Raw genomic sequence first — 25,477 nt, forward strand, 5'->3', positions numbered from 1 at the left:
CTCTGATCTTTCGCGAATTTTCTTCAATGACTTGAAGAAAATCTCTGTAAGGCTGATATCGCGACGGGTTATTTTTGACTCTCATTTGCGCTAATAGCCTGATTTAATACACGCGCCGAAGTAGTCTGATCACTCCCTAAATTTAGCGGCTCATTTCATTAAGCTTAGTGAAATGGGTTAACTAATAGTGGAATCAAACGGTTAGACGATACATAATAATCTGCGAACATGGCGAAAATATTAGTGGTTGAGGATGAAAGCGTTGTCGCGTGGCATGTGCAGGAAGCTTTGCAGAAGCTAGGGCACGAAGTCATTAAAATTGTCACAACGGGCAGAGAGGCGATTCAGATTGCGGCTCAAGCTAGACCGCATTTAGTGTTGATGGACATTCGATTGCAAGGAGATATTGATGGAATTGCTGCCGCAAAGAATATCTATTTTCAGTTAGACGTGCCCGTGGTTTATTTAACGGCCCACGCTGATGAACAAACGCTGCAACGGGCAACCGAAACCTCTCCATTTGGCTATCTCGTCAAGCCTTTCCAAGAGGCAGAACTGCAAGCGACCATCAAAATTGCTCTACAGCGACATCAGTTAGAGAAAGCGCTAAAAGACACTCAGCAATGGTATGCGACCACGCTGATCAGCATTGGAGATGCCACGATCGCGACTGACATCGACGGGCTGATCACCTTCATGAATCCCACTGCCGAGATTCTCACAGGTTGGAATCAGGAACAGGCGCTCGGAGCCTTGATCACTCAGATTTTAGACATTGTGGATGAAGACACGAGAAAGCCGATCGAGAATCCTTTACTTGCGGCTATGTGTCGAGGTGACACGATGACTTTGCCTCTAGGCTCTCTGCTGCGCGCTAAAGATGGCACCGAACGCCCGATCGGAGACAGTGCCTCCCCGATTCGCAATCGTGATGGGCAAATTATAGGCGGCGTGATGGTGTTTCAAGATCTGAGCGATCGCCGCCGCGTTGAGGCAACTCTACAGCAGCAAAACCAGTGCCTAGAAAACAGTCAAGACCAACTAACGCTTCAGCTACACCAGCGCAATGAGCAGCTTCAGCAGGCGATTTCTTGCACCCAATTGCTGCAACGAGTTTTAGAGCAGTCCCGCGAGACGACCGATCGCCAGCAAATTTTGCAACTCACGTTAAAAGAACTGGGACAGACCTTGGAGGCAGATTATTGCTGGGCGACGCTGCACGACGAAGACTATGCGATCGCGACGGTGATCTGTGATCAGGTCGGTCAAGGCACTGTGGCACCGATTTCTCTGGTCGGCAACCAGATTGTGCTACAAGATTTTTCTCGCTTTTATCTACGTCTCTTTCAGCACGATTGCTGGGTTGACCCTAGTGCCGACCTCTTGCCGCCTGTCTATCAGTCGCTGCTCGACTCGACAACTCAAATGCTGATCTGCCCGATTCAAGACGATCGACGAGTGATTGGAGAAATTGGCATTTTGGTTCAGGGAAAACCAGTTTGGTCGCGGCTTCAGGCAGATTTGGTGGCACAAGTGGTTAGTCGGGCTACGATCGGGCCGCGGCAGGCTTAACTCTATCCAGTGACGCAAACTCTGGTCGGAGAATTGCAGCGTTTCAACAGTGTCAGAGGTTTAAAGGGTTCTATTCAGGTGAGGGTCGATCGAGTGAGATGACGTTTATTTTGACGTGACCGATCGTGCCAAACTCAAAGATACTTTAGAGACGACGTGGGTTCGATGAGTTCTCGCGCTCTGTAGTGTTACTAACCGCTTGCCAGACGATGCCTAGCCAACCGACTAATTCTCTCTTTCATAGCAAGACGCTGAAAAGTGCTGTGCAGAGTTTTCCATTCACAGCAGATTTGGAGGAACGACAGCAAAAACTTGTTCAGTGGATTGAGCCTTTAGAGAAAGGAGTTTTGGATGAGATTAAGGAAGTCTCGCTACACGGACAGTTTTTAGCGGATGTTTTTCAGCAGGTTTTGGGCTATCGCTCGGTGATTCAAGGGTCGGGGCAAGCCTGGGAGATTCATGCAGAACAGACGATCGCTGATGGGGGCGGCTCTGCTGATGGGGCGTTAGGGTTTTTTACGGCAACTGAAGGGAAGAAGGGAAAAGCTAAACTACAGGGTCGGGTGATTGCCCCGATCGAGCTAAAGGGTGCGAAAAATGATCTCGATCGACCTGCACCGGGACGCAAAGAGTCTGCGGTCGATCAGGGCTGGCGTTATGCCAATTATACGGCTGATTGCAAATGGGTGATTGTCTCTAATTATCGAGAGATTCGGCTGTATCAGACTAGCAAAACGCCTGCTTATTATGAGTCGTTTCGATTGGCAGACTTGAGAAGTTTGGAGACCTTTAAGCGGTTTTATTTTCTGCTGTGTCGCGATAATTTTTTGCCCGTTTCGGATGATCCAAACGCACGTTCTAGAGTTGATTTATTGCTGGCAGCGTCGAATGAGGCAGAAGACGCAATCACTAAAGATCTCTATCAGCAATACAAAACTGTGCGGATTAATCTGACGCAGCATTTTTGGGCTTCTGCACCAGATGACATTCTCGATCGAGAGGCGGTGTTGATTGAGAAGGCTCAGAAGCTGCTGGATCGGATGCTGTTTATCGCTTTTTGTGAAGATAGACGGCTGTTGCCAGAGAAGACGATTCGCAAGGCTCATGATCACCGAGATCAATATAACCTGCGCCCTATTTGGGAGAACTATAAAGCGGTGTTTCGCTGGGTGGATGTGGGGAATGATGATCCGCCAATTCCGGGATATAACGGGGGTTTGTTTAAGCCCGATCGATTATTGGATGAGCGGCTTGAGGTGACAGACTCGCTCTGCACTCAGCTTAAAGAACTGGCGCGATTTGACTTTGATACTGAGGTGTCGGTCAACATTTTGGGTCACATCTTTGAGCAATCGGTGACTGATCTAGAAGAATTGAAGGCGTTGGCAACGGGGCAAGCCTTTGATCAAAAGAAGGGCAAGCGTAAAACTCAGGGTGTTTATTACACGCCAGCGTTTGTGACTCAATATATTGTCGAGGTGGCGTTGGGTGGCTATCTCAAACGCAAGGAGCAAGAACTGATTGAGCGATCGCACCTCGATCAAATTTCTAAACAAGCGACGCGGCAACGGCGAGAGGCTGAGATTCAATTTTGGGAGGCGTATCGAGATATTTTGCTCAAAACGCGAGTGATTGATCCAGCGTGTGGGTCTGGGGCGTTTTTGATTGCGGCGTTTGACTATTTAAATCGAGAATATGAGCGAGTGAATGAAGCGCTTGCGGCTTTGGAGTTTGCGAGTCAAACCAAGGGAAAAGGCTCTGGTGAATTTGTTGGACAGCGCAGCCTTTTTGATCTCAACAAAACTCTGCTCAATGAGAATTTGTATGGGGTTGATCTCTCGCCCGAATCGGTGGAAATCACTAAGCTATCGCTTTGGCTGAAGACGGCTGAACAGGGAAAAGCGTTGACTTATCTGGATGACAATATCAAGGTGGGGAACTCGATCGTGGCAGATTTGACCCTCGATCGTCGGGCGTTTAATTGGGAGGCAGCGTTTCCGCAGGTGTTTGCGGATGGTGGGTTTGATGTGGTGATTGGCAATCCACCTTATGTGAGGCAAGAGTTACTCACGCCATTTAAGTCTTATTTGCAACAGCATTATGAGTCTTATGACGGGGTTGCAGATCTCTATGCTTATTTTTATGAGAAGGGATTGAAGATTCTCAAGCCGGATGGGATGTTGTCTTATATTGTCACTAATAAATGGTTTAAGGCGGGATATGGGGAATCGTTGCGGCGATTTTTTGCTCAAAATAGTGTGTTTGAACAAATCTTAGATTTTGGTCATGCTCCTATTTTTGCTGATGCTGATACTTTCCCCTGCATTGTGTCGGTGCGGGCTTCTGCAACAAAACTAGAACCAGAAATAACAAAACTATCTCCTGATTCGTCGGTTCGGGTTTGCCCTGTGCCTCGTGAAAAGCTGAAAGACATCAACTTATCGCAATATGTGCAACAGGAAGGCTTCGATCTTCCTTGGTCACGGTTTACGGCAGATGCTTGGAGTCTGGAGCCATCAGCAGTAGAAGCGTTGATGCAGAAGATAAAAGTAGTGGGCGTACCGCTCAAAGATTTTGCAGGTATTAGTCCTTTATATGGAACTAAAACAGGTCTTAACGAAGCGTTTGTTATCGATGGTGAAACTAGAAACGAGCTTATAAAACAAGATAACCGTGCTAGTGAGATCATCAAGCCTTTCTTGAGAGGGCAGGATATTAATCGCTGGAATCCTCAACACGCAGGGCAATGGATGATTTACACAACTAATGAGGTAAATCTAGGCTCTTTTCCAGCTATTGAAAGGCATCTGGCTAAATATAGGGAAAAATTAGAAGCGAGGGCTGGAGGACAGAATTGGTGGCAACTACAAGGAGTAACAGGTTCTTATCGCCTCTTTGAAAAACCCAAAATAGTCTATCAGGAAATCCAGTTTCACTCAGCGTTTGGTTACGATGAAAGTGGTCTTTACATTAATAACAAAGCGTTTATTTTACCAACTTCCGATTTATATCTTCTTGGAGTACTCAATTCGCCTCTTTTATGGTGGTATAACTGGCGATACTTACCGCATATGAAGGATGAAGCATTAAGTCCATCTGGGTACTTAATGCAATCTTCTCCGATCGCACCACCTACCGACGAAATCCGATCGCAGGTTGAACCGATCGTCACTCGCTTAATCGAAATTACCAAAGCCAATCAGGAAAGCGATCGAGAAGTTCAAGACTGGCTCCGAGTCGAACAACATATCGAAAAACTGGGTCAAAAGCTAGAAGACTTTTCTAGCCTTGATTGCGACCTCTTTGTGCAAGAAGTTAAAACCCGCAAACCCAAAAACTCATCACTCAACCCCAAAGCCCTCAAAGAATTGAGAGAAGTCTATAACGACTATGCGCCTAAGATTCAAACTCGTAAGGCTGAGGCATTAGCGATCGAGATCCAGCTATCTGATCTAGTCAATCAAGCTTATGGGCTAACGCCTGAAGAGATTGATCTAATGTGGAAAACAGCACCGCCCCGAATGCCCATCCCTAAGCCAACCCGACCAGCACATCACCTATAGCATGGATGTTTATGTTCTTTCGATCGGTCGAGATGCTCTCTAAACAGGTCGAGATGTTCTTTCGATCGGTCGAGATGCTCTCTAAACAGGTTGAGATGTTCTTTCGATCGGTCGAGATGGTCTCTAAACAGGTCGAGATGTTCTCTCAACAAGTCAACTTGTTCTTTCGATCGGTCAACGTGTTCTCTAAATGGTTCAAGATGTTCTTTAAGCAGGTCGGGATGTTCTTTCGATTGAGGGCAAAGCCTTCCCAGACTCCCAGCTTTTTTGAGAAGCCGGGAATCTGTTCAGAATCTTTAATACTCCGGCACCGAAGCATCAACTTCTTGACTCCAGGCAGTGATCCCGCCCTTCACATTCGTTCCCTCGATTCCAGCGTCTTTGAGAATCGCAAGGGCTTTTGCCGATCGTCCGCCTAGTTTGCAGTGAACGATCAGCTTGTGACCATTCAGCAACTCCTTGACTTTCGCGACTCCGCTCCCATTCTCAATATCGGGCAACGGCACCAGCACAGAACCCGGAATTCGAGCGATTTCATACTCATTTGGGTTCCGCACATCTAGCAGCACATAGTCTTTTGCGCCACTGTCGAGCAATTGCTTCAACTCTTTGACTGTCATTTCTTCCATGCCTGCACGCTCCTTTTCTTCGGCTGCTTTTGCTTGAGGAATGCCACAAAACTCTTCATAGTCGATCAGCTTCTCAATCACCGGGCGCACCGGATTGGGTCGCAGTTTCAACTCGCGAAACTTCATTTCTAGGGCGTTATAGAGTAGCAGCCGTCCGCTTAGGGTGTTGCCCTGCCCCAAAATGATTTTAACGGCTTCGGTTGCCTGAATCGTCCCAATAATTCCACACAAAACGCCTAAAACGCCACCTTCTGCACAAGAAGGCACCAGTCCAGGAGGCGGGGGTTCTGGATATAAATCGCGATAGTTGGGCCCACCTTCATAGTTAAAGACGGTTGCCTGTCCTTCAAATCTAAAAATAGAGCCGTAAACGTTAGGTTTGCCTAGCAAAACGCAAACATCGTTGACCAAGTAGCGGGTCGGAAAGTTGTCTGTGCCGTCAATCACGAGATCATAAGGTCGGGCAATTTCTAGCGCATTTTCGGCACTTAACCGCGTCTCATATAAATCAACCTGACAAGTCGGATTGATCTCTAGAATGCGATGTTTAGCAGATTCGATCTTTGGCTTATCGACCCAAGACACGCCGTGAATAATTTGACGATGCAAATTAGAAGTATCTACTACGTCAAAATCGACGATGCCGATGCGCCCGACCCCTGCGGCAGCAAGATAGAGCAGTAAGGGTGAGCCGAGTCCGCCTGTGCCAACGCAGAGCACACTGGCAGCCTTGAGACGTTTTTGTCCGTCTAGCCCGACTTCTGGCAAAATAATGTGCCGCGAGTAACGAGCGTATTCGTCTTTTGATAACTGGATGTCATCCAGATTGGGATTTAGCATGGCGGTGTGATTAAGACAGGTTCGATCGAACAGTTTAAAACTCAGACTTCTTCAAACAGGGTAATGGGGAACGGGCTTTTGGGAAACCGATCGTCCATTACCCATGCTCATTCGCTCCCAGTTTTCAGAGGGCATCTCGGCAGAAGACGACTGCAAAATCTTTTCTGGCTGAAACTGATGATTGGCATCTAAACGCCAGCTACGCCCCTCGATCGCGCTTCCTCGCTCGACTGACACAATCACATAAGAATAGTGCTGCCAGGCGAGTTGACGATCGCACTCTGACGGCACAGCAGGCTGATCGGGATGCGAGTGATAAATGCCGACAATTGCCAGATTGCGATCGCGACCTTCTCGCATTGCTGCCAGCATGGCTTCAGGGGCAATTTCATAGCGACGAGTTTTGTCAAGCGATTCGACGGGAGCGGTTAGCGCTTGGCGCAACTCCGAAGGAAGCGCGGGTTCAGCACTCCAACAATTCTCAACGGGTTTCACCTCTACAACTGCGTTGCTTGTGGAGTCAGCGCTCCCCAGCAGCAAACCACAGCACTCTTCGGGGTAAGTGCTTTCGGCGTGAGCGACGATCGCTTGGAGGGGATCAGGATCGAGTTTGAGAACCACAAGAAATTCTGGAGGATGAGCCAGTAGTCTATTCTATGACACGATCGCGGCGACAACAGTTACAAAGTTGTGAAGAGAACTGCGATCGAGCGTTTGAGTCATGATAGAGGAGCCACTATATTTGTTTAAGAACGATGACAATCCCCTTAGAACTTAAGCCAGAAATTGAACAGCAATTGCTTAACCAAGCTGCTGCTAAGGGTTTAGCCGTAGAGACATTTCTTGAACAACTGGTTGAAACTCAACTGGCTCAATCTCAATCACCCAGCAAGGTATTGTCTGATGAAGAATGGGAAGCTACCCTAATGCAAATTGCTTGGTTTTTTGACTTCAAATCTCATCCAGTTCTCGCAACACTTCGGTAAGATCGCGTGTACCCTGTAGGACTTGTAACACTTCAATTTTTGCAACGCCACAACGCTATGAAGAAGTGAAAACGCCTTGGTTGCAGGTCATCGATCGACATCGGGCGTTGACCTCAAACCCTTGATTGATTATATGAACGGATCAGATTCTGAAATGAGCGATATCCTGGTATGGATGTGAGCAGATCTACACAGTCAGGAGGAGTGATCATGAACAAGGTTTTGTGGATAGCGAGTCTCGGAGTTGCAACTCTAGTTTTAACGAGTTGTGGAAATAATCGAGCCGTCAATAACTCATCTTCACCTGCCGAACCTGTCGTTCAAGCTCCCGTCTCTCCAGCTTTTGAAAAGCCCACCATTCCAGCAGCCAGCGCCTTTCTACCAACGATTCCTGTTAAGGGAATGATTCAGACCACAAGCTCTAAGGCTCGGCTGTCGCAAATTTCTACGACGGGTCGGCGCGATCCGTTTTCGGCGATTTTGCCTGCCTCAATTCAGCTTCCTCCCCAGAAAACGGCTCAGTCTCCCGTCACCCCAACTCAAACTTCTGCAAAGCCAGCGGTGAAAAAGCTTCCGGTGCAGGTGGTTCCTCAAACCATCGTTCAAGCGCCTAAACTGCCGTCTTTGAGTCCGATCGCGGCGCTGCCACCTTTGTCGATCGCTCAGACTCCGATGACGATCGCGCCCATTTCACGCACTAGCCTTGCTGATGCTGTGCAGATTACTGGAGTGGTGCAGATTGGCGGCAAAGCGATCGCGATCATTCAATCGCCTCAAGAAGGGACGGCTCGTTATGTTAAGCCTGGAGACTATATTGCCAATGGCAGCGTTTTGCTGAAACGGATTATCATGAGCAAGACTGGCGAACCGACGATCGTTCTTCAACAAAACGGCGTTGAAGTCACCAAGTCTGTTGGCAGCACTGGGCAAATTGTGAGCGCTCGATAGCTGCTTTACCCTTCCTAAGTCTAGGAGTTGGTTGGCATGACAGAACCCACGCAGCGTTTTGATGGCAAGTCATCGGCGCGATCGACGCTCGATCGGCGCACCCTTAACCTTCACGAGACTTACATCTGTCCGATTTGTCGGCATGGGCAAATTGCCGAGTTGACGCTGATGGATGCGTTTGCCTGTAATTTCTGTCGTCACATTTTTACGGCTAACCTGCGAGAGCAATCGATTCACGTCGAAGATAGCTCTCAGCCGATGACGTGGCGCTGGAATGGGCGCAACTGGCAAGCGGCTAATCAGCTAGATTTTGACCTGACGCTGGTGATTTGGATCGTGGGCGTGATTTTGGTGGTGTTGCCTCCATCGCTGATCTTTTTATCGTCTCGGCTCGTGCCGCCGCTTGAGGGCAGCACTTTAGATTGGTTGCCCAATGTGTGGGTAGGGCTGACTTTTTTAACTCACTTTTCGTTTGTGGCGTGGCTGATGGTTGAGCATTATCAACTGCCGATTTATGTGTCGTCTAAAGTTCGTATTCGGCAGTGGTTAGACCGTCGTTGATTGGGCAGAGAATATGAAACAGTGCCTACCTGACGGAGGGCAACCACGGGGGGATTGCCCCTACTCGGCAATGATGGCGCTGCGATCGAGCAATAACAAATTCCGCAATTGGTCGGTGTCGAGTTCGGTGAGCCAGTTTTCACCTGCGCCGATCACTTGTTCTGCTAGGGCTTTTTTACTTTCAATCATTTCGTGAATGCGCTCTTCTAAGGTGCCCGTGCAGACAAATTTATGGACTTGCACATTGCGAGTTTGCCCGATCCGAAACACGCGGTCGGTGGCTTGGTTTTCGACTGCCGGGTTCCACCAGCGATCGAAGTGAAACACATGATTGGCGCGGGTTAAATTCAATCCAACTCCGCCTGCTTTGAGCGACAAGATAAACACACGCGGCCCTTGCGGATCTTGCTGGAAGCGATCGATCATTTCTTCGCGCTGCTTTTTAGAAGTGCCACCATATAGAAATAGAGTCTCTCGTCCGAGCCGTTGTTCTAGATGCGCTTTTAGCAGCTTTCCCCACTCGGCAAACTGCGTAAAAATTAGTGCCCGATCGCCCTCGGCAACGGCTTCTTCGAGCATTTCTTCTAAGCGCTGAAGTTTGCCCGATCGACTTTCAAAGGTGGAATGATCAGGTTCTGGGTGCTTTAACAGCGTCGGATGATTACAGAGTTGTTTCAGTTTGGTCAACAGTGCCAAAATAATGCCGCGACGCTGGATGCCTTCGGCGGCATCAATGTCCGCTAGAGATTTGTCTACGATTTGCTGATAGAGCGCGGCTTGCTCGGCAGACAGTCCACAAAAAACAGTCATTTCTTGTTTTTCGGGCAAATCTTGAATGATCTCACGATCGCTCTTCAGTCGTCGCAAAATGAACGGTTGAGCCAGCGATCGCAAGGTTTGCAGCGAGGTCGTGTCGCCATAGCGCTCGATCGGAATCGCAAATCGACGCTGAAAGAAATTACGCGGCCCCAAATAACCCGGATTGAGAAAATCTAAAATCGACCATAATTCTGATAAACGATTCTCGACGGGCGTTCCAGTTAAGGCGATGCGAAACTGCGCTTCGAGTTGCCGCACTGCCTGAGATTGTTTTGCGTCTGGGTTTTTGATGTTTTGCGCTTCATCTAAAACGACTCCTTGCCAAGAAACGGCGGTCAACGTTTTGACATCTCGCTGAATCAACGCATAGCTCGTCACCACCAGATTGCAATCTCGTACAGCTTTCGTAAAAGCTGCCCCTTGAGGACGTTTATCCCCGTGATGCACCAAAACTTTGAGGACGGGCGCAAACTTTTTAACTTCACGCTCCCAGTTGCCTAAAACAGACGTAGGGCAGACCAGCAGGAACGGGTGTTCTAAGGTTCCCTGCTGGCGCAGGTGCAGCATAAAGGCGATGAACTGCACGGTTTTGCCCAGTCCCATATCGTCGGCGAGGCAAGCGCCTAAGCTCCAGCGCTCTAGAAAGGCTAACCAGGCCACGCCACGAGATTGATAAGGTCTGAGTTCGCCGTGAAAGTCTGTAGGGGTCTCGATTTCTTCTAGCGATTGATTTCCGGTGAGCGTCGTCACCAATTCTTGCAGGGCACCCGATGCTTCAAAGCTGACAACCGGGAGCTTTTCGATCGTTTGAGTATCGCCAGTGCTAATTCGTAGCGCATCTTCTAGAGACAGCGTGGTTTGATCTTTGCGGGCAGCAAAAAAGGTTTGGGCGGCTTTAATATCCTGAGATCGTAGCTCCACCCATTCGCCGTTAATCTCAACCAATGGCGCATTCATTGCCACTAAGCGATCGAATTCTGCTTTCGGAATGCTGTGCCCGCCGATCGCCAATTCCCACTGAAAGTTGAGCAGACTTTGCAACCCTAATTGTCCTTTTTTTTGCTTAGTCGGCGTTGAGGCTCGAATCTTCAGCCCTAATCGATTTGCCCAACCGCCCCGGTTTGCCAAACTGGGCGGCAAAATCACACCCAAACCGCTATCTTGCAACCGCCATGAACCATTCATGATCAAGTCATAGGCTTGCATCGGGTTTAGCTGGCAAGACTGCGGACGAGCTTCTTGCAAACTTGGTTCGATCAGATTGTATAGACGCGAGGCGAGTCCCAACCCCATGAGTAGGGTTTCTTGAGGATGCTCGATCGTGCGTCCTTGATAAACTAAGCGATCAACTGGATTCCGCCAAATCGTTGAGGCGCTGATCACAAATTCAGAATTGTCGATCGCTTGCAGCAAATACTCCAGCGTCCAATTTTTTTGATGATTGAGCGGAGGCTGAAGCCGCAAACAAGTCCGAAATTGAGCCGTCTGATAATTTCGTAAAGGTGCCTTCCAAGTCGTTAACGCTGCCTCTAATCGCTCGATTCCATCTGCACTGATCTGAGGTGATTGCCCCAAAGCTTGCAGCCACTCTCGCAGCGGAGACTCGATCGCGACTTCTCCCCGCGCCACTGCTTCACGAGACAGTTTAATGGGAACGGGATGATTGCCCACCGCCACTCTAATTTGAGCATCGACGACTTGATTGAGAAAGCTAGACAGCAGGACTTGCGGTTCGGGTGGAAGCTCGATCGCCCTACAATCCTCTAGATTTTCTTGCTGATAGGTGCGACACACAGACGGCATCAATCGCGCAAAATTGCCCAAGCGCGCTTGATCGGTCGAGCTATCGAGTAAGGCTTCCCAATGGGCAATGGGAATTTCTTGAGTTTCTAAACTAGGTAGAAACTTCGATCGAGCTAACAGATCCAAACTCCAACGGGCGGTGTGTGACCAAAAGCGCAAATCTCCGCCCAAAAAGGAATCTTCTTCATTTAGTGACCCTAACGGCAGCGCGTTCAAAAATTGCAACGCTTCGAGCGGTTTGAGGCAGAGTCCGTCTACCCGCCACAGATGTAAGGGAACTGGCTCATTGGACGGAGCGATCGCAGACAGTTGCGGCACTAAAATTTCTTCTGATTCTAGGGCAACTGACGGCAAGGCGAGAATTTGCGATCGCCACAATCCCGTTTCCTTTGCGATCGTCTGCTCCGACTCTTTGCCGCGCTTTCCTTTGGGTTTGGCGATCGCAGCAACAGTTTCTAGCATCGGTAAGTTAATGCGTTTGGACTGCTGTAGTTCAGTCAAAAACTCCACCAGTTCAGCTCGATTCATACTGTAGGGATGGGCTGGAATCAAGGCGGCGGAAGTCTCTTCGCCAGACGGCTCTAATCGTCGCCAAGCTTCGCCCCAAATCAGCAAACATCCTGCCTGCAACTCAGCGGGTGAAGCCTCGATCGATTGGGTGTGAAATAACCAGCTACCGTGTAAAACTGCCATCTGAGTTTTAAATCCCTAAATTTTCTCAAAGTCAGGGCATCTGCTGAAATTTAGAATGACGAAACCTAATGCGTCGGTTAGAACTGCGATCGCATTTAAGAACGATTCTGCCATCATAAAGCGAAACCCCGACAGGACTGAGCGAGAATCCGTCAGAATTGGCGATCGATTGATTTTAGAAGTCGCTGCCACTCGATTTGTACCCGTACTTCTTGGCGCCAGTGAGATTAAAAAAGTCAGCAAAAGGGTATCAGTGTTACGATCGCTGAAGAACAAAATAAAGAACAAGAAAGGAAAGGATATTTCATGCAAGAGTTTGAGAAGTCAATATCCTTCGATGGTAGGGATATTCGACTCAAAGTTGGGACGCTTGCCCCACAAGCGGGAGGCGCAGTTTTAATTGAGTCAGGCGATACGGCAGTGTTAGTGGCGGCGACTCGCGCTAAAGGCAGAGAAGGCATCGACTTTTTGCCATTGCTCGTTGACTATGAAGAGCGGATGTATGCAGCAGGGCGCATTCCCGGCGGTTTTTTGAGACGAGAAGGGCGACCCCCTGAGAGAGCAACCCTCACGAGTCGTTTAATCGATCGTCCCCTGCGTCCCCTATTTCCCTCGTGGCTGCGGGATGACATTCAGGTGGTTGCGACCACAATGTCGATGGATGAAAGCGTTCCCCCCGATGTGTTAGCAGTGACCGGAGCCTCGATCGCTGTCATGCTGGCAAAGATTCCGTTTAACGGGCCGATGGCAGCCGTGCGGGTCGGCTTGGTGGGCGACGATTTTGTGATCAACCCCACTTATAAAGAGATTGAAACGGGCGATCTGGATCTAGTCGTTGCCGGAACGCCTGACGGGGTGATCATGGTCGAAGCAGGTGCCAACCAGCTTCCTGAGCAAGACATGATTGAAGCGATCGATTTTGGCTATGAAGCGGTGCGTGACCTGATTCAGGCGCAGCGAGACTTTATGGCAGAAATGGGCATCGAGTTAGTGACCGAAGAAGCACCTCCAGTCGATCCGACTTTAGAGAACTTTATTCGCGATCGTGCCACTACCCCCGTTAAAGAAGTTCTAGCCAGATTTGAGAAAGATAAGGCCATCCGCGAAGCCGCTTTAGATGAAGTCAAAAGCTCAATCTCAAAAGAGATCGAAGCGTTGCCCGATGAAGATCCGGTGAAAGTGGCGGCGGCGGCAAACGCAAAAGTTCTTAGCAACACCTTCAAAGAAGTCACCAAAACGCTGATGCGTCGCCAAGTCATCGATGATGGGATGCGGGTCGATGGTCGCAAGCTAGACGAGATTCGTCCGATTTCTTGCCAGGTCAGCGTCTTGCCTCGTCGCGTTCACGGCAGCGGTTTGTTTAACCGGGGGCTAACCCAGGTGCTATCAGCCGTCACACTGGGCAGCCCTGGTGATGCTCAAGCGCTAGACGATCTGCACCCCGATGAGCAAAAACGCTATCTGCACCACTACAACTTTCCTCCCTACTCCGTGGGTGAAACGCGACCGATGCGATCGCCGGGTCGCCGCGAAGTCGGTCACGGTGCCCTAGCAGAACGGGCATTAGTTCCAGTGTTGCCGTCTAAAGAGCAGTTTCCCTACGTGATTCGCGTCGTGTCTGAGGTTCTATCTTCTAACGGCTCAACGTCAATGGGGTCTGTCTCTGGCTCGACGCTGGCATTGATGGATGCCGGAGTGCCACTTGTGAAACCTGTGAGTGGTGCCGCAATGGGCCTGATCAAAGAAGGCGACGAAATTCGCATTCTCACTGACATTCAAGGTCTTGAAGACTTCTTGGGAGACATGGACTTTAAAGTTGCCGGAACCGACACTGGAATCACCGCCTTGCAGCTTGACATGAAAATCTCAGGCTTGCCAATGGAAGTAATCGCTGAGGCAATCAACAAGGCGCAACCCGCCCGACTTCACATCTTGGGCAAGATGATGGAAGCGATCAACACGCCTCGCAGTGAAATGTCGCCCTTTGCGCCTCGCTTGCTGACGATCAAGATCGATCCTGAATTTATCGGCATGATCATCGGGCCAGGTGGTAAGAATATCAAGGGCATCACTGAAGAAACGGGAGCCAAAATTGACATTGCCGATGATGGCACGATCACGATTTCTGCGGTGGATGGCGAGAAAGCAAAACACGCTCGCAGCATTATCCAGGGCATGACGCGCAAGTTGAGCGCAGGCGATGTCTTTGTGGGCAAAGTCACCCGAATTATTCCGATCGGGGCCTTTGTTGAGTTTCTTCCTGGCAAGGAAGGGATGGTGCATATCTCTCAGCTTGCTGATCATCGAGTCGGCAAGGTTGAAGATGAAGTCGCGGTGGGTGATGAAGTGATCATCAAGATTCGCGAAATCGACAATCGAGGTAGAGTCAATCTGACTCGTTTAGGCATTCACCCTGACGAAGCCACGGCTGCTCGTGAAACGCAAAATAGACCTTAAATCAATTCGCTCAATTTAACGATCGTCCTTCATTTAATTGAGGGACGTTTCTTTATGGGTGCAGCATGTGAGGTAATATCACGTCAGTTCGATGAGTTCTTTCGCTTCGTTCTTCAGGGCTTCAGCCCCCTAAATCCCCCAATTCTGGGGGACTTCAAGCTCAGAGTTTAGGTTCAAAGTTCCCCAATTTGGGGGATTTAGGGGGCAGCCCGGATTTGCAACCGCAGCGAAAAGCTTGATCGAATTCACGTTAATATCAGTTTGATTTACGCGATAGATCTGCATGAGGGCACGGCAGTGCCATGCCCGTACGTAAAGATATATCGTGCCCTTAGAGTTCTTAAATGCGCGCGACTCCATCTTCACGAGCCGCTTTTTGAACGGCTGCCGAAACGACTGTCGCAACCCGATCGTCAAACACTGAAGGAACAATATTTTCTCGGCTCAGATCACTCTCTGCAACCAGAGATGCGATCGCTAACGCAGCTTGCAAATACATATTAGTCGTGAAGTTAGACGCACGACAATCTAACGCACCGCGAAACACTCCGGGGAATGCTAAAACGTTATTAATTTGATTGGGATAATCACTGCGTCCAGTTGCCATGACTGCCACGTCGTCGCGCACCAATTCAGGCTGGATTTCTGGCACCGGATTTGCCATCGCAAACACGATCGGGTCTTTTGCCATTGATTTCACCATTTCAGGAGAAACGACTCCGGGGGCACTCACGCCTAAAAACACATCTGTGCCTTTCATCGCATCGGCAAGCGTGCCCTTCATTTCAACGGCAAATTCTCGTTTCTGCTCGGTTAAGTCAGCCCGATCGCTCGAGAGAATTCCTTTAGAGTCACACATTGAGATTTGAGTGGCACCCGCTTTACGGAGCAGACGCGCGATCGCAACCCCAGCGGCCCCGGCTCCATTAATCACAATTTTCACGTCACTGATCGATTTCTTAACCAGCTTCAGCGCATTTGAGAGGGCGGCAAGGGAGACGATCGCGGTTCCGTGCTGGTCATCGTGAAAGATCGGAATGTTGAGTTCTTGCTGAAGTCGAGTCTCAATCTCAAAACAGCGAGGCGCGGCAATGTCTTCTAAATTAACGCCACCAAAAACCGGAGCCAGCATCTTGACAGCTTCGACGATCGCATCGGTGTCTTGCGTCGCCAAACAAATCGGAAAGGCATCAATGCCACCAAATTCTTTAAACAGCATCGCTTTGCCCTCCATCACGGGCATTGCGGCTTCGGGCCCAAGGTTGCCCAACCCCAAAACGGCGCTGCCATCGGTGACGATCGCCACCATGTTGCCCTTGACGGTCAGTTCATAGACGCGATCGGGATCTTGGGCGATCGCCATACACACCCGACCGACCCCTGGCGTATAGGCCATCGCTAAATCGGATTGTCTGCTCAATGGCACCTTGCTTTGAACAGTGATTTTGCCGCCTTGATGCAGCGCAAAAGTGCGATCATCAGCGTGCAAAACTTTGACATCAGGTAAAGATTTGATGGCTTGCACGATCGCGTCTGCATGGTCACTGCTGGCGGCATCTACAATGATGTTTCGCAGCGACAGATCGCGAGTTTGTTCGACGAGATCAATCTGCCCGATGCTGCCACCTAAAGTAGAAATCGCTTGCACTACGCTGGCTAACATCCCCGGTCGGTTTGGCACTTCAAAGCGGATGGTCAGACTGTAACTAGAGTTTGGGGTAAGGTTCGCCATAGCTGTAGAAAAGTTAGAACGGGAATTTTAGATTCTATACCAATTTTATTTATGCAACAGATCCGCATGAGGGCACAGCAGTGCCATGCCCGTCCATGTTTGTAAAATCGCAATCGTTTCTGAAATTGGTATTAATTTTGAATCAGTCATTCAAAATCTAAAGGTTCCCCGCAGGTCGCTCTTTAGCCTAAAAGAAGGACGCTGAGGTATCTGTGCTGGGTGAACCAAAGGGACAACCCTCTACGGATAGCTACCAAAAATTCAAATCTTTTGGCTCGATCGCGGCTTGATAAGTCGCCCGAACATGGGGTCCAAACACAATCAAATCTCCAGTTTTGAGCGCACAACTCTGTTGCTTTTGCCCATTCACCAGCAAGCCATTGGTGCTGGGTTTTCCAGCCAGATTGCCATCGCTAATCGTATAGGTGTAGCTGCCGTTGTCATGGTTAACTCGCCGCAACACCGCATGATATCGAGACGCAAACTGAGATCTTAAGCAAATATCGTTTTTAGGATCTCGCCCGATCGTGTAGTGGTCATTTTCTAACCCAATCTCATGCTGTCCAGCATCGTCTTCAACGACTAACAACGGCAGTTGATGGCCTGCCTCAGACTCTTGCACCGCTTTAGGAGGATGCAATTCTTCTTCTATCAGCGATGAGCCTTCATAGCCCTCACTACACCAGGTTGGCTTAGTCGTTGGCTGCCTCAGCGAGGTTAGCCCAAGTTGTTGAGATGCCAGTAGGCGGGCTTGCCAGGAAACCTGATCGTCGGCTTGCAGAGACAGCGCCCGATCGTAGTTTGCGATCGCTTCGGTGTAGCGTTTTAGCTCAATCAGCGCGTTGCCACGATTGCGCCAGGTCAGATAGTTTTCAGCGTTAAGTTGCAGGGCGCGGTTATAGCTAGCGATCGCGTCTTCATAGTGGCTCAACCCATAGAGCAAGGCATTACCGCGATTTTGCCAGGCCATCGCATGAGCATCATTGATTTGCAGCGTTTTGTCGTAGCACTTGATCGCCGCCTCATAGTCCCCTAACCCATAGTGAAGAGAATTGCCGCGATCGTGCCAGATCTCGTCAATGGCTTCTCGGTTTGGCTCGGTTTCTAAGGCTCGATCGTAGCTAGCGATCGCTTCAGAATAAAACCCTAAACTGTCTAGCGACAAGCCGCGCTCATACCAGGCTTCCCAGAAGTCCGATCGCGCTTGCAAAACTTTGTTGTAATGGGCAACTGCTTCTTCATGTTCCCCGTTAGCGGCGCGGTCTAGCCCCTGGCGGAAACAAGCGAGCGCGTCACCCGTCAGGGGAAGACGACCTGTATCAAGCATGGCTGGATTTATAAATAGTTTCTCTAGCCTTGGTCTTTTGAGACTAACACAGGAAGATCAGTCGTGAAACGCAGACTTGGGGGAATTGCGGAGTTTTCATGGGAACTATATAAAGTCAATGAGAGTTACCCTGTATATTCACCTTTCACGAGCGAGATCCGGAAATTATTGAAAATTAACTCAGATCTTTCACCAGTCTCAACTATTTCCCACTCACCTGCCCTGAATTAATGTCAGTTCGAGGAGGTTTTTCGCTTCGTTTTGAGCGGCTTCAGCCCCCTAAATCCCCCATTCTGGGGGACTTTGAACCGAAAATCTTGGCTCAAAGTCCCCCAATTTTGGGGGATTTAGGTAGCTCTCCCAGATTCACAATCGTAGCCAATCACTTCTGTCGAACTGACGTTGAATTAAAATTCGGGCTAATCGCCAAAGTCCTCTGAAGAGGACTGAGCAAACGTTTTAACCCATTTCAATGGGTTTGAGCTATCAGCCAGGAACTTCAGTTCTGGGCGGTTGTGGCGAGAGGTGCAAGATCTAAGTTAATTGACCCGCTCACTCACGGGCGCTTTGCTCGATCGCTCTGAGTTGATTGACAACGCGGCTGGAGAAGTCTGCACGGCTCCCCACTGGCTGGATAGACCTCGTAACAGGGCTTCTTGATCTGACCGAAAGCCTTCTAAATTGTTGTTGCCCCCGTTGATTACCACAAACCAAACCACCCCTTTTTGACTTGTCGGCAACGCGCCTGCTAAGGCACTGACGGCATCTAAACTGCCCGACTTAGTGACCGCTAACGCCGGAATTTTACGGGCATCGAGAACGCCGCTATCTTGCCCGACCACAGTAAAGATATCGGCAACCGTGAGCTTAAAGGGTTCGAGAGAACGCTCGATCGCCAAAAACATCGCGCAGACCGCACGGGGAGAGAGGCGATTTTCGGTGCCTAACCCTGACCCATTGACCAATAGCACTTCTGATTGCGGAACGCCTGCCGCTTGCGCCGCCTTAAAAGAGACGATTTTTGCTCCACCAACTGTGCTGGCGATGATTTCTGCCATCGCATTATTGCTATAGCGATTCATCTTCTTCAGCAATTCTGCAAGTGGAAGCGACTGATGGCGCAATAGCGGTTTAGCGTTTGCTGGCAGAGCATTGGCGACTTTCACATCTCCCGCGATCGTCACTTGGGGGCGCGGCGTTCCGGCTGGGAGGGTGAGATGTTGGGCTTTGACTTCTTCAGACCAGAGTGCAGCATTCAGACCTTGTTTGAGCAACTCGCCTGACGCTTTCGGGTCTGTGTCAAAGTTCATATAAAATCTGCCGACGACAATCAGATTGCCCGTCACCTGGCGGATTTGTAGCTGATTGAGCAGGTTGCCCACGGCGATCGCTTCCTCCCACACAAATAGAGGGTCGTTTCCGCCTTGAACGATCAGATCTCCTTTGAGAATGCCATTCTCGATCGTTCCGGTTGAACTGATTTCGGTCACAAATCGATGGTCAACGCCAAACGTTTGCAGTGCTGCTAGAGAAGTCGCTACTTTTGTCAAAGAGGCGGCAGAGAGGGGGGTGGTGCCTTGGTGATTGGCGAGTAGCGTGGTTCCAGACTGCATCCAAACGCCTTGCGATCGTTCTGAGAACCCTTGATTTGCCAGTTTTTTGAGATATTGCTGAATGGTGCGGGTTGTGGCAGCGTCGGGCGTAGTCGGTGAAACCAGCCCAAACGGACTTTGACTCGCAGAACTCAAGGCAGGCTGATTAGAGATGGGCGAAGCAGTCGCTTGAGGAGCCGTTGATTTAGACGCTTCTGCTGTGCAACCAGCCGTCAATCCTAAAATGAGTAACGCGATCGGAAAGGAGCGAGATTTGAGCATGATTTTAGCGAGGGGCTGCCACAACATCACAGCGTTTCTCAGGATATGCTAAACGATCGATCGTCACCAAAACACATTTCTCCCAAATTTATTAGAACAAATGTTCTTAGGTTAAGGGTGACGATCGTCCGTTAAAGTCTCACCACCTAATTAGGTTTGTTGGGTGCGATCGCGATCGATTTCACTCATCGGCAACAGCAGGGTATCTTCGATCTCTTGCCGCACGTCTCGACTGACATAACAATCGCTATTGAGACAATCGATCAGCAGCTTGTTGCATTCGTAATACTGCTGTAACAGTTGCTTTTGTTGATCGCTAAATTTCCAGTCGTGACCGATGTTGCGATGTTCGATCATCACTCCTCTTAACGTTTCAAGCCAAGTTTCTATCTCAGTTGATATAAAATTCCAACATGAATCTGTATCACAAATAGAGTTATAAAGAACTACAGATAAACGAATGATTTCTTGCTGCAAATCTGGAGTAATATTGCAACTTGCAAGATCGTTGAAGCACCAGGTTGCCTCATCAAGATATTGAAATTCATGAGTCCATCCGCAAAGCATCACGCTCTCACAAGCTGCCACCAGCCAGTAGTCAGTGGATAAGTCTTTGTCTTTTGAAAGAACTTCCTCGAAATTTAAAAAATTATTGCTGAACTCTAATTGAGGAAAGTTAAAATGTGCTGGTGGGAAAGTATTTGGCAAATCTAATTCAAGCGAGTAAAAGAGATTAAAGTAGAAGGCTCTAGTGGCTAGTTGTTGCTTTCTACAATCTATGAGATTTACTTTTCCACTCAACCACTTCAAAAATTGTTGTAGCTTCTTATCAGCAGCAAGTATCACATCAATATTCTGTTTCATCAGCTTCAACAGGTCGTCAGCGTTTCGCATCATGCTTGTGGTGAGCAAAAAGACTTCACGCCAGCGTTTTTCGGTGAGGTGTTTTACCAGATTTTCGTAGGCAGAGTTGGCGACGATCTCTCTCGCTGCAAAATACTCTTGAAAGGTCAGGTGAGAAAACGAATAGATGCTCTTTGCACGTTCTACAAACAGTCCGTGTTGTGCCTCAATGGATTTCAAAACGGCTTCACTGTCCATTCGTAAAATTTCTGGGTCTGAATCAACGTTGGGTAAATTGCGAATGAAATCAGAAATGTATGCTTCTAGCGTTTTTTGTTTGAAGAAGTAGTCTTTCTGCTCAAAAGTTGTGAGAGCAATTTGGCTCAAGAGATCTTCTTTGCGCTTTAGAGATAGATTCTTGTAAAGCTGCTCTCGCTCAATATTGCGTTTTCCATCCCATTTTTTGAGCAAGATATCTAAGCCTTCTTTGTAAAGCTCAGAGCGATTTGCCGGAAAGTCTGCACTTTCGCCAAAAACAAGACAGAGCAAAGTTAACAGCAAAGGACTGCTGGCTAATTCTTGAATCGGTTCGTTCTCTTCTAGTTTTTGAATGAAGCATTCTGCCTTTGTCGGATCACTGAGTCGAAACCAGTTTTGAGAAAAAATCGCAATTTGTTCTGGATCAAAATCTGCTACTTCGACTTCAGTAAATCGCTCAAATGTGTATTCTTTTGCGGCAATTCGACAAGTCATCACAAACTGATTGAGATGAAACTGATCAGAGAATTCTAGAATCTGCCGTAAAACTCGTTTAGTATCTTCTTCTCGAACTTCATCCAACCCATCCAACAACACCAGCATTTGACCCTGCTGCAAAATCTCTCGCAAAGCGTCTGAAGTCGGCAACTCAACAAGCTGACTAATGTAGATGAATAAATCAGGGGTTCCTTCAATTTCAGCAAAATCTTTGAGCGTGATAAAAACGGGGATGCGGTTTGCCTGAAAGTTGCCCTCAATGCACTGCATCGCCAAATATTTCAGAAAAGTAGACTTTCCCGCCCCTGGTTTGCCCAACACCATTAGTTTGCGATGCTGTTCTACGGCTTTCAGTCCCGGCACTCGCTTCTCAGTGACTTGGCTTAGTCCAGCCCGATCGAACTCCTCAACCCCACAGTTCTGCAAATCTGCAATCTCAAAGCGATTTCGTCCTGTGATTCGCTCCAGAATATTGACGTTGGTATAAATGCCTCGCTCTCCGGTTAGCTCGATCGGCTGCTCCATATCCAACACGCGCATCGTGCCGCAGTTGTGATGAACGATCGGCTTAATCTGTTCGCGAATTGCTTGGACGATCTTGTCGATATCAGTGCTATCTACTTCTGGTTCTGCTGGTCGATCGATGATGTCTTCCCAGGTCAAATCTAAGGTAGTGCAAAGCTCGATGAAATTGCTGCGATCAATCGGCTTGCCAGCAAGAAACTTACCAATGGTACTTCGAGATACACCAGTGTCGTCAGCTAAATTTTCTTGCGTCCAGCCAGCGTTGTTGTACTTTCGTCGGATTTGTTTGAGTCCTTCCTGAGACGCATGACACGATCGCTTTGCCATTACCAAGAGCCTAAATTTGGGTGCTTGTGAGCGATCTTACACAACTCACGCAAGTCACGCACAAATCAAGCGCGTACCCCAGCAAGAACTCAAAGATCAGCTTGAGAGATTGGATGTATCGAGTTAACCAATCCCTCCCATGCTTCAAAATCAGAACTCCAACAAGAAAAAGTGGCTGAAAGTTATCGAATTTGCGATCGTTGGCTTTGCGCTTTGGCTCAATCCTAGTGCGGGTCTTCTGATCTTTCTGCTGAAACTCTGCTTTCAAATTCTGTACGCCCTGCAAAAGGACGAAAAGAAGTAGACAAAATGGCTGGCGGTTCCTTCTATGATTAGACCTCCTGCACGAATCCGGGAACGCCCCCTAAATCCCCCCAATTCTGGGGGACTTTGAAACCGCAGATCTTCTCAAAGTCCCCCATTCTGGGGGATTTAGGGGGCACAAGCCGACCGCAACGGAGCGAGATCTGAGAGAGTTGATAGCGAGAAGTTTATTCATGCAGGAGGTCTAGTGAAGCGATCGCCAACCCACTGATCGACAAACTTCTCGATCTCATTCTATCTACGTGAACCTTCACTCAGCCTGCTGTGGACTTATCCCCTCAGATTATGGTAATGAAAAGATATTGCTTTAGCCAAGCAATCTAAACCAACATCAGGCTTTTGAGGAGTGTTAATAATGCATAAACTGAACGATCGCAGACTTCCAGTGAGAATTTTGGCAGGGATGACGATCGCGACGATCGGTTTAGAGTTGCCTGTTCTTGCAGTTCCTACTGCACCAATGTTAGTGGCTCAAGTTGCCTGTGTGGTCAGTAAGACGACTCCGGTTTTTAGAACAGCGAATCCTAGTGACTCAGAGGTGTTGCCGCGTCGCCCTCTCACAGTGGGCACAGCAGTTGCATTAGTAGAACCTTTGCCCAGTGTTCCGCCAGTCCGTGTTCAAATCAATCCGAATGGATTTGTTGATTTTGCGGCTCTCAACTGTGGTAAACCCCCGACTCCACCACCCACCACAAAAACGAGCGTGTGTCGCACCGTCAGAAACACTGTCACCTCAATAGCAGTTCGTCGAGAACCCAGACGAGGATCGCAAGCGATCGCCGCTGTCGGAGCCAATCAGCGAGTTTACATCACCCAAAATGGAGGAGTCACCACTTCCATCAGAGACGCAAGCGGTGAAGTGTGGGTAGAAGTTGATTTGCAACGCACCTTTGGCAAAAACTTTGGCATCGCGCCCAGCTTTGGTTGGCTTTCTAACACTGAACCGAGCGATTCAAGAAGTACTCTAGTCAACGGGTGTGGTTAAACCACATTGAGTGCTTCTGTCTATAACAGTCATGGAGCTTTGACCCGTGGATCGATCGCGGGTTGATGATCAACTAAGCGAACCTGATTCTGCTTGACGACTACCGTTAAAAGTCCCAAGTTACGCCGAGCCGGCCCATGCACGACTCGACCTTGATTGTCATAGCGTGAACCATGACAAGGGCAGACAAACTGATTTTGGTCAGCTTTCCACGCGACAGTACAGCCCAGATGAGTACAGACCGAACTGATGGCATACTCGGCAATCATCGGAGGATTGGTAACGACCAGATAAACGATCGGTGGATTGGGGAGTCCCTTCGCTGCAACTCGGCTTCCGGGCGGAACAGTAGGCAAAAGCTGATTGACTTGAATCGGTTGTCCACGCTCATCTTTGGCTTGTACGCCTGGCAGATAATCTTTGCAGCGCGAGTTGAGCGGCGATGCAGTGCAGAGTTCTTCTAGTGTCAGTTCAACACTTCCAGCAGGCAGTAAATATCCAAGTGCGATCGCAGCAGTAGCGCTACCTGCCATGTATTCCAAAAACTGTCGTCTCCCAATTCGAGGGATGGGATGAAGCTGGGCGCGAGATCCAGGAGTCATATCTCGGTTTCCTAAATGAGTCAGCTATCAGCAGCTTTTCAGTCGCTAGAGCTTGTGTGTAGTCAAGATTCTAATCGCTCCATCGTCGATCGTCGAGAATTCTCATCAATCAACATGAAGCCGATCGCTTTTTGTCTCTTGTGCCCATTTACGGAAATGCACTTTACTTAATCTCATCTGAGATTTGAGCCGATTAATCCACTAACCGATCTACCAAAGCGCTGCTTGTACGGCTGAAATGGTGGTTTAGCTAGATCTTTTCATAAAGGATACTTGTACTACTAGAGAATTGCGGCAATCATATCATTCCTATTCGTGTTCTAGCATCTCTTTAGCCGCTAGCAGTTGTTGTTGATGCTCTTCTGTCAGGATGGGATATTTCAAGTCTAGAGAAGCTAATTTGTTGCAGATCATATCTGCCACTACCATGCGTGTAAACCATTTGTGATCGGCTGGAATAACGTGCCAGGGTGCCCAGCTTGTGCTGGTGTGATTAAAGGCTTCTTCATAAGCATGCATATAATCATCCCAACAGGCGCGTTCTTTTGCGTCACTGGTAGAAAATTTCCAGTTCTTTTCGGGTTGATTAATTCGTGCCAAAAACCGTTTCTTTTGTTCTGCTTTAGAGACATTTAAGAAGAACTTTAGAACAACCACGCCATTGTTGACTAAATACTTTTCAAAATTGTTAATCTCTTCAAAGCGTTGTTTCCAAATGTTCTTCTTGAGCGTGGCTTCGGGTAACTGCTGTTTTGCTAAAATCTCTGGATGCACCCGCGCAATTAGCACTTCTTCATAGTAAGAGCGATTGAAGATGCCGATGCGTCCCCGTTCGGGTAATGCTCGAACCGATCGCCATAAATAATCGTGATCCAGCTCTTCATCTGAAGGTGCCTTAAAGCTAAACACCTGACAGCCTTGCGGATTGATGCCCGACATCACATGTTTAATCGTGCTGTCTTTTCCTGCCGCATCCATTGCCTGAAAAATAATCAGCAAGGCATAGCGATCGCTGGCGTAGAGAACGTCTTGATAAGCCGCTAACCGTTTAATATCACTCTGCAATTTGTTGGCAGTGTCTTCGTTTTTTTGAGACTTGCCGAGGTAGCCAGCGTCATAATCTTTGCTCAGTGAGATCGTTTTTTTGGGAGGAACGATGAATGGGTCGTAGTTCATAACAATACTAATGTCCTTCCTATAGTCCCGTAATGATTAAGGGTCTACGGTTATCTAGGAGAGAGCAACTACCCTTGGAGAGGTTATTCACCTTATCGATTAGTCAGTGAGTCTCGATTCTCTTGCCAATTTTGC

17 protein-coding genes are annotated in these 25,477 nt (G+C 48.6%); 7 read left to right on the forward strand and 10 right to left on the reverse strand.

Features of this window, described 5'->3' with window-relative positions:
* The first annotated feature begins 228 nt into the window (after window positions 1-228).
* Window positions 229-1,572 carry a response regulator gene (locus BRW63_RS09475; protein WP_073070647.1) on the forward strand — a complete coding sequence of 448 codons (1,344 nt, stop codon included), beginning with the start codon at window positions 229-231 and terminating at the stop codon, window positions 1,570-1,572.
* A gap of 209 nt (window positions 1,573-1,781) precedes the next feature.
* On the forward strand, window positions 1,782-5,135 hold the full coding sequence (locus tag BRW63_RS09480; protein WP_073070648.1) for an Eco57I restriction-modification methylase domain-containing protein: 3,354 nt from the start codon (window positions 1,782-1,784) through the stop codon (window positions 5,133-5,135).
* 296 nt (window positions 5,136-5,431) lie between these two features.
* Here BRW63_RS09480 and moeB read toward each other — a convergent pair whose 3' ends face one another.
* Together moeB and BRW63_RS09490 are read right to left on the reverse strand one after the other, a co-directional pair.
* On the reverse strand, window positions 5,432-6,604 hold the full coding sequence (moeB, locus tag BRW63_RS09485; RefSeq protein ID WP_073070649.1) for a molybdopterin-synthase adenylyltransferase MoeB: 1,173 nt from the start codon (window positions 6,602-6,604) through the stop codon (window positions 5,432-5,434).
* 51 nt (window positions 6,605-6,655) lie between these two features.
* Window positions 6,656-7,225, reverse strand: coding sequence for a Mov34/MPN/PAD-1 family protein (locus BRW63_RS09490; RefSeq protein WP_073070650.1), 570 nt, complete (start codon window positions 7,223-7,225; stop codon window positions 6,656-6,658).
* A 134-nt stretch (window positions 7,226-7,359) separates the two neighbouring features.
* Between BRW63_RS09490 and BRW63_RS09495 the strand changes: the two genes are divergently transcribed.
* The 3 genes from BRW63_RS09495 to BRW63_RS09505 all read left to right on the forward strand — a co-directional run bounded on the left by BRW63_RS09495 (window position 7,360) and on the right by BRW63_RS09505 (window position 9,099).
* Entirely contained in the window at window positions 7,360-7,590 is a 231-nt protein-coding gene (locus tag BRW63_RS09495) for a hypothetical protein (protein ID WP_073070651.1), read from the forward strand.
* Window positions 7,591-7,800: 210 nt separating this feature from the next.
* Window positions 7,801-8,538 carry a hypothetical protein gene (locus tag BRW63_RS09500; RefSeq protein ID WP_143162032.1) on the forward strand — a complete coding sequence of 246 codons (738 nt, stop codon included), beginning with the start codon at window positions 7,801-7,803 and terminating at the stop codon, window positions 8,536-8,538.
* 36 nt (window positions 8,539-8,574) lie between these two features.
* Window positions 8,575-9,099, forward strand: a complete 525-nt coding sequence (locus BRW63_RS09505; RefSeq protein ID WP_073070653.1) for a hypothetical protein — start codon at window positions 8,575-8,577, stop codon at window positions 9,097-9,099.
* A 60-nt stretch (window positions 9,100-9,159) separates the two neighbouring features.
* Here BRW63_RS09505 and BRW63_RS09510 read toward each other — a convergent pair whose 3' ends face one another.
* Window positions 9,160-12,414 (reverse strand): DEAD/DEAH box helicase, encoded by a 3,255-nt coding sequence (locus BRW63_RS09510; protein ID WP_073070654.1) that lies wholly within the window; start codon window positions 12,412-12,414, stop codon window positions 9,160-9,162.
* 15 nt (window positions 12,415-12,429) lie between these two features.
* Window positions 12,430-12,606 (reverse strand): hypothetical protein, encoded by a 177-nt coding sequence (locus BRW63_RS28240; RefSeq protein WP_181314343.1) that lies wholly within the window; start codon window positions 12,604-12,606, stop codon window positions 12,430-12,432.
* Between the two features lie 114 nt (window positions 12,607-12,720).
* Here BRW63_RS28240 and BRW63_RS09520 point away from each other — a divergent pair, with 114 nt between their 5' ends.
* Complete coding sequence (locus tag BRW63_RS09520) at window positions 12,721-14,871, forward strand: polyribonucleotide nucleotidyltransferase (RefSeq protein WP_073070656.1); 2,151 nt, start codon at window positions 12,721-12,723, stop codon at window positions 14,869-14,871.
* Between the two features lie 340 nt (window positions 14,872-15,211).
* Here the strand turns inward: BRW63_RS09520 and BRW63_RS09525 are convergent, their stop codons facing one another.
* From BRW63_RS09525 to BRW63_RS09545, 4 genes are all read right to left on the reverse strand, one after another.
* Entirely contained in the window at window positions 15,212-16,603 is a 1,392-nt protein-coding gene (locus tag BRW63_RS09525) for a malic enzyme-like NAD(P)-binding protein (protein WP_073070657.1), read from the reverse strand.
* Window positions 16,604-16,853: 250 nt separating this feature from the next.
* On the reverse strand, window positions 16,854-17,930 hold the full coding sequence (locus tag BRW63_RS09530; protein ID WP_073070658.1) for a tetratricopeptide repeat protein: 1,077 nt from the start codon (window positions 17,928-17,930) through the stop codon (window positions 16,854-16,856).
* 539 nt (window positions 17,931-18,469) lie between these two features.
* Window positions 18,470-19,831, reverse strand: coding sequence for a D-alanyl-D-alanine carboxypeptidase (locus BRW63_RS09540; protein WP_223257338.1), 1,362 nt, complete (start codon window positions 19,829-19,831; stop codon window positions 18,470-18,472).
* A 123-nt stretch (window positions 19,832-19,954) separates the two neighbouring features.
* Window positions 19,955-22,255: an NACHT domain-containing protein gene (locus BRW63_RS09545; RefSeq protein WP_073070660.1), complete on the reverse strand. Its 2,301-nt coding sequence runs from the start codon at window positions 22,253-22,255 to the stop codon at window positions 19,955-19,957.
* 679 nt (window positions 22,256-22,934) lie between these two features.
* Between BRW63_RS09545 and BRW63_RS09550 the strand changes: the two genes are divergently transcribed.
* A complete protein-coding gene (locus BRW63_RS09550) occupies window positions 22,935-23,564 on the forward strand; it encodes a hypothetical protein (RefSeq protein WP_073070661.1) in 630 nt (209 codons plus the stop codon).
* A gap of 29 nt (window positions 23,565-23,593) precedes the next feature.
* Here BRW63_RS09550 and BRW63_RS29785 read toward each other — a convergent pair whose 3' ends face one another.
* Both BRW63_RS29785 and BRW63_RS09560 read right to left on the reverse strand, forming a co-directional pair.
* The gene (locus tag BRW63_RS29785) at window positions 23,594-24,166 is read right to left on the reverse strand and encodes a Rieske 2Fe-2S domain-containing protein (RefSeq protein WP_073070662.1); all 573 of its coding nucleotides are present in this window, start codon (window positions 24,164-24,166) and stop codon (window positions 23,594-23,596) included.
* Between the two features lie 309 nt (window positions 24,167-24,475).
* Window positions 24,476-25,342, reverse strand: a complete 867-nt coding sequence (locus BRW63_RS09560) for a polyphosphate kinase 2 family protein (RefSeq protein WP_073070663.1) — start codon at window positions 25,340-25,342, stop codon at window positions 24,476-24,478.
* Window positions 25,343-25,477: the final 135 nt, after the last annotated feature.

It is taken from the genome of Phormidesmis priestleyi ULC007, assembly GCF_001895925.1.
Lineage (GTDB): Bacteria > Cyanobacteriota > Cyanobacteriia > Leptolyngbyales > Leptolyngbyaceae > Phormidesmis_A > Phormidesmis_A priestleyi_A.

Excerpts from the sequence above, each read along its gene's own strand:
- BRW63_RS09545 (WP_073070660.1), bottom strand. The coding sequence starts at position 22,255 with ATGGCAAAGCGATCGTGTCATGCGTCTCAGGAAGGACTCAAACAAATC.
- BRW63_RS09550 (WP_073070661.1), top strand. The coding sequence starts at position 22,935 with ATGCATAAACTGAACGATCGCAGACTTCCAGTGAGAATTTTGGCAGGG.
- BRW63_RS09510 (WP_073070654.1), bottom strand. The coding sequence starts at position 12,414 with ATGGCAGTTTTACACGGTAGCTGGTTATTTCACACCCAATCGATCGAG.
- BRW63_RS09540 (WP_223257338.1), bottom strand. The coding sequence starts at position 19,831 with ATGTTGTGGCAGCCCCTCGCTAAAATCATGCTCAAATCTCGCTCCTTT.
- BRW63_RS09520 (WP_073070656.1), top strand. The coding sequence starts at position 12,721 with ATGCAAGAGTTTGAGAAGTCAATATCCTTCGATGGTAGGGATATTCGA.
- BRW63_RS09500 (WP_143162032.1), top strand. The coding sequence starts at position 7,801 with ATGAACAAGGTTTTGTGGATAGCGAGTCTCGGAGTTGCAACTCTAGTT.
- BRW63_RS09495 (WP_073070651.1), top strand. The coding sequence starts at position 7,360 with ATGACAATCCCCTTAGAACTTAAGCCAGAAATTGAACAGCAATTGCTT.
- BRW63_RS09475 (WP_073070647.1), top strand. The coding sequence starts at position 229 with ATGGCGAAAATATTAGTGGTTGAGGATGAAAGCGTTGTCGCGTGGCAT.
- moeB (WP_073070649.1), bottom strand. The coding sequence starts at position 6,604 with ATGCTAAATCCCAATCTGGATGACATCCAGTTATCAAAAGACGAATAC.
- BRW63_RS09560 (WP_073070663.1), bottom strand. The coding sequence starts at position 25,342 with ATGAACTACGACCCATTCATCGTTCCTCCCAAAAAAACGATCTCACTG.
- BRW63_RS29785 (WP_073070662.1), bottom strand. The coding sequence starts at position 24,166 with ATGACTCCTGGATCTCGCGCCCAGCTTCATCCCATCCCTCGAATTGGG.
- BRW63_RS09505 (WP_073070653.1), top strand. The coding sequence starts at position 8,575 with ATGACAGAACCCACGCAGCGTTTTGATGGCAAGTCATCGGCGCGATCG.
- BRW63_RS09525 (WP_073070657.1), bottom strand. The coding sequence starts at position 16,603 with ATGGCGAACCTTACCCCAAACTCTAGTTACAGTCTGACCATCCGCTTT.
- BRW63_RS09480 (WP_073070648.1), top strand. The coding sequence starts at position 1,782 with ATGCCTAGCCAACCGACTAATTCTCTCTTTCATAGCAAGACGCTGAAA.
- BRW63_RS09530 (WP_073070658.1), bottom strand. The coding sequence starts at position 17,930 with ATGCTTGATACAGGTCGTCTTCCCCTGACGGGTGACGCGCTCGCTTGT.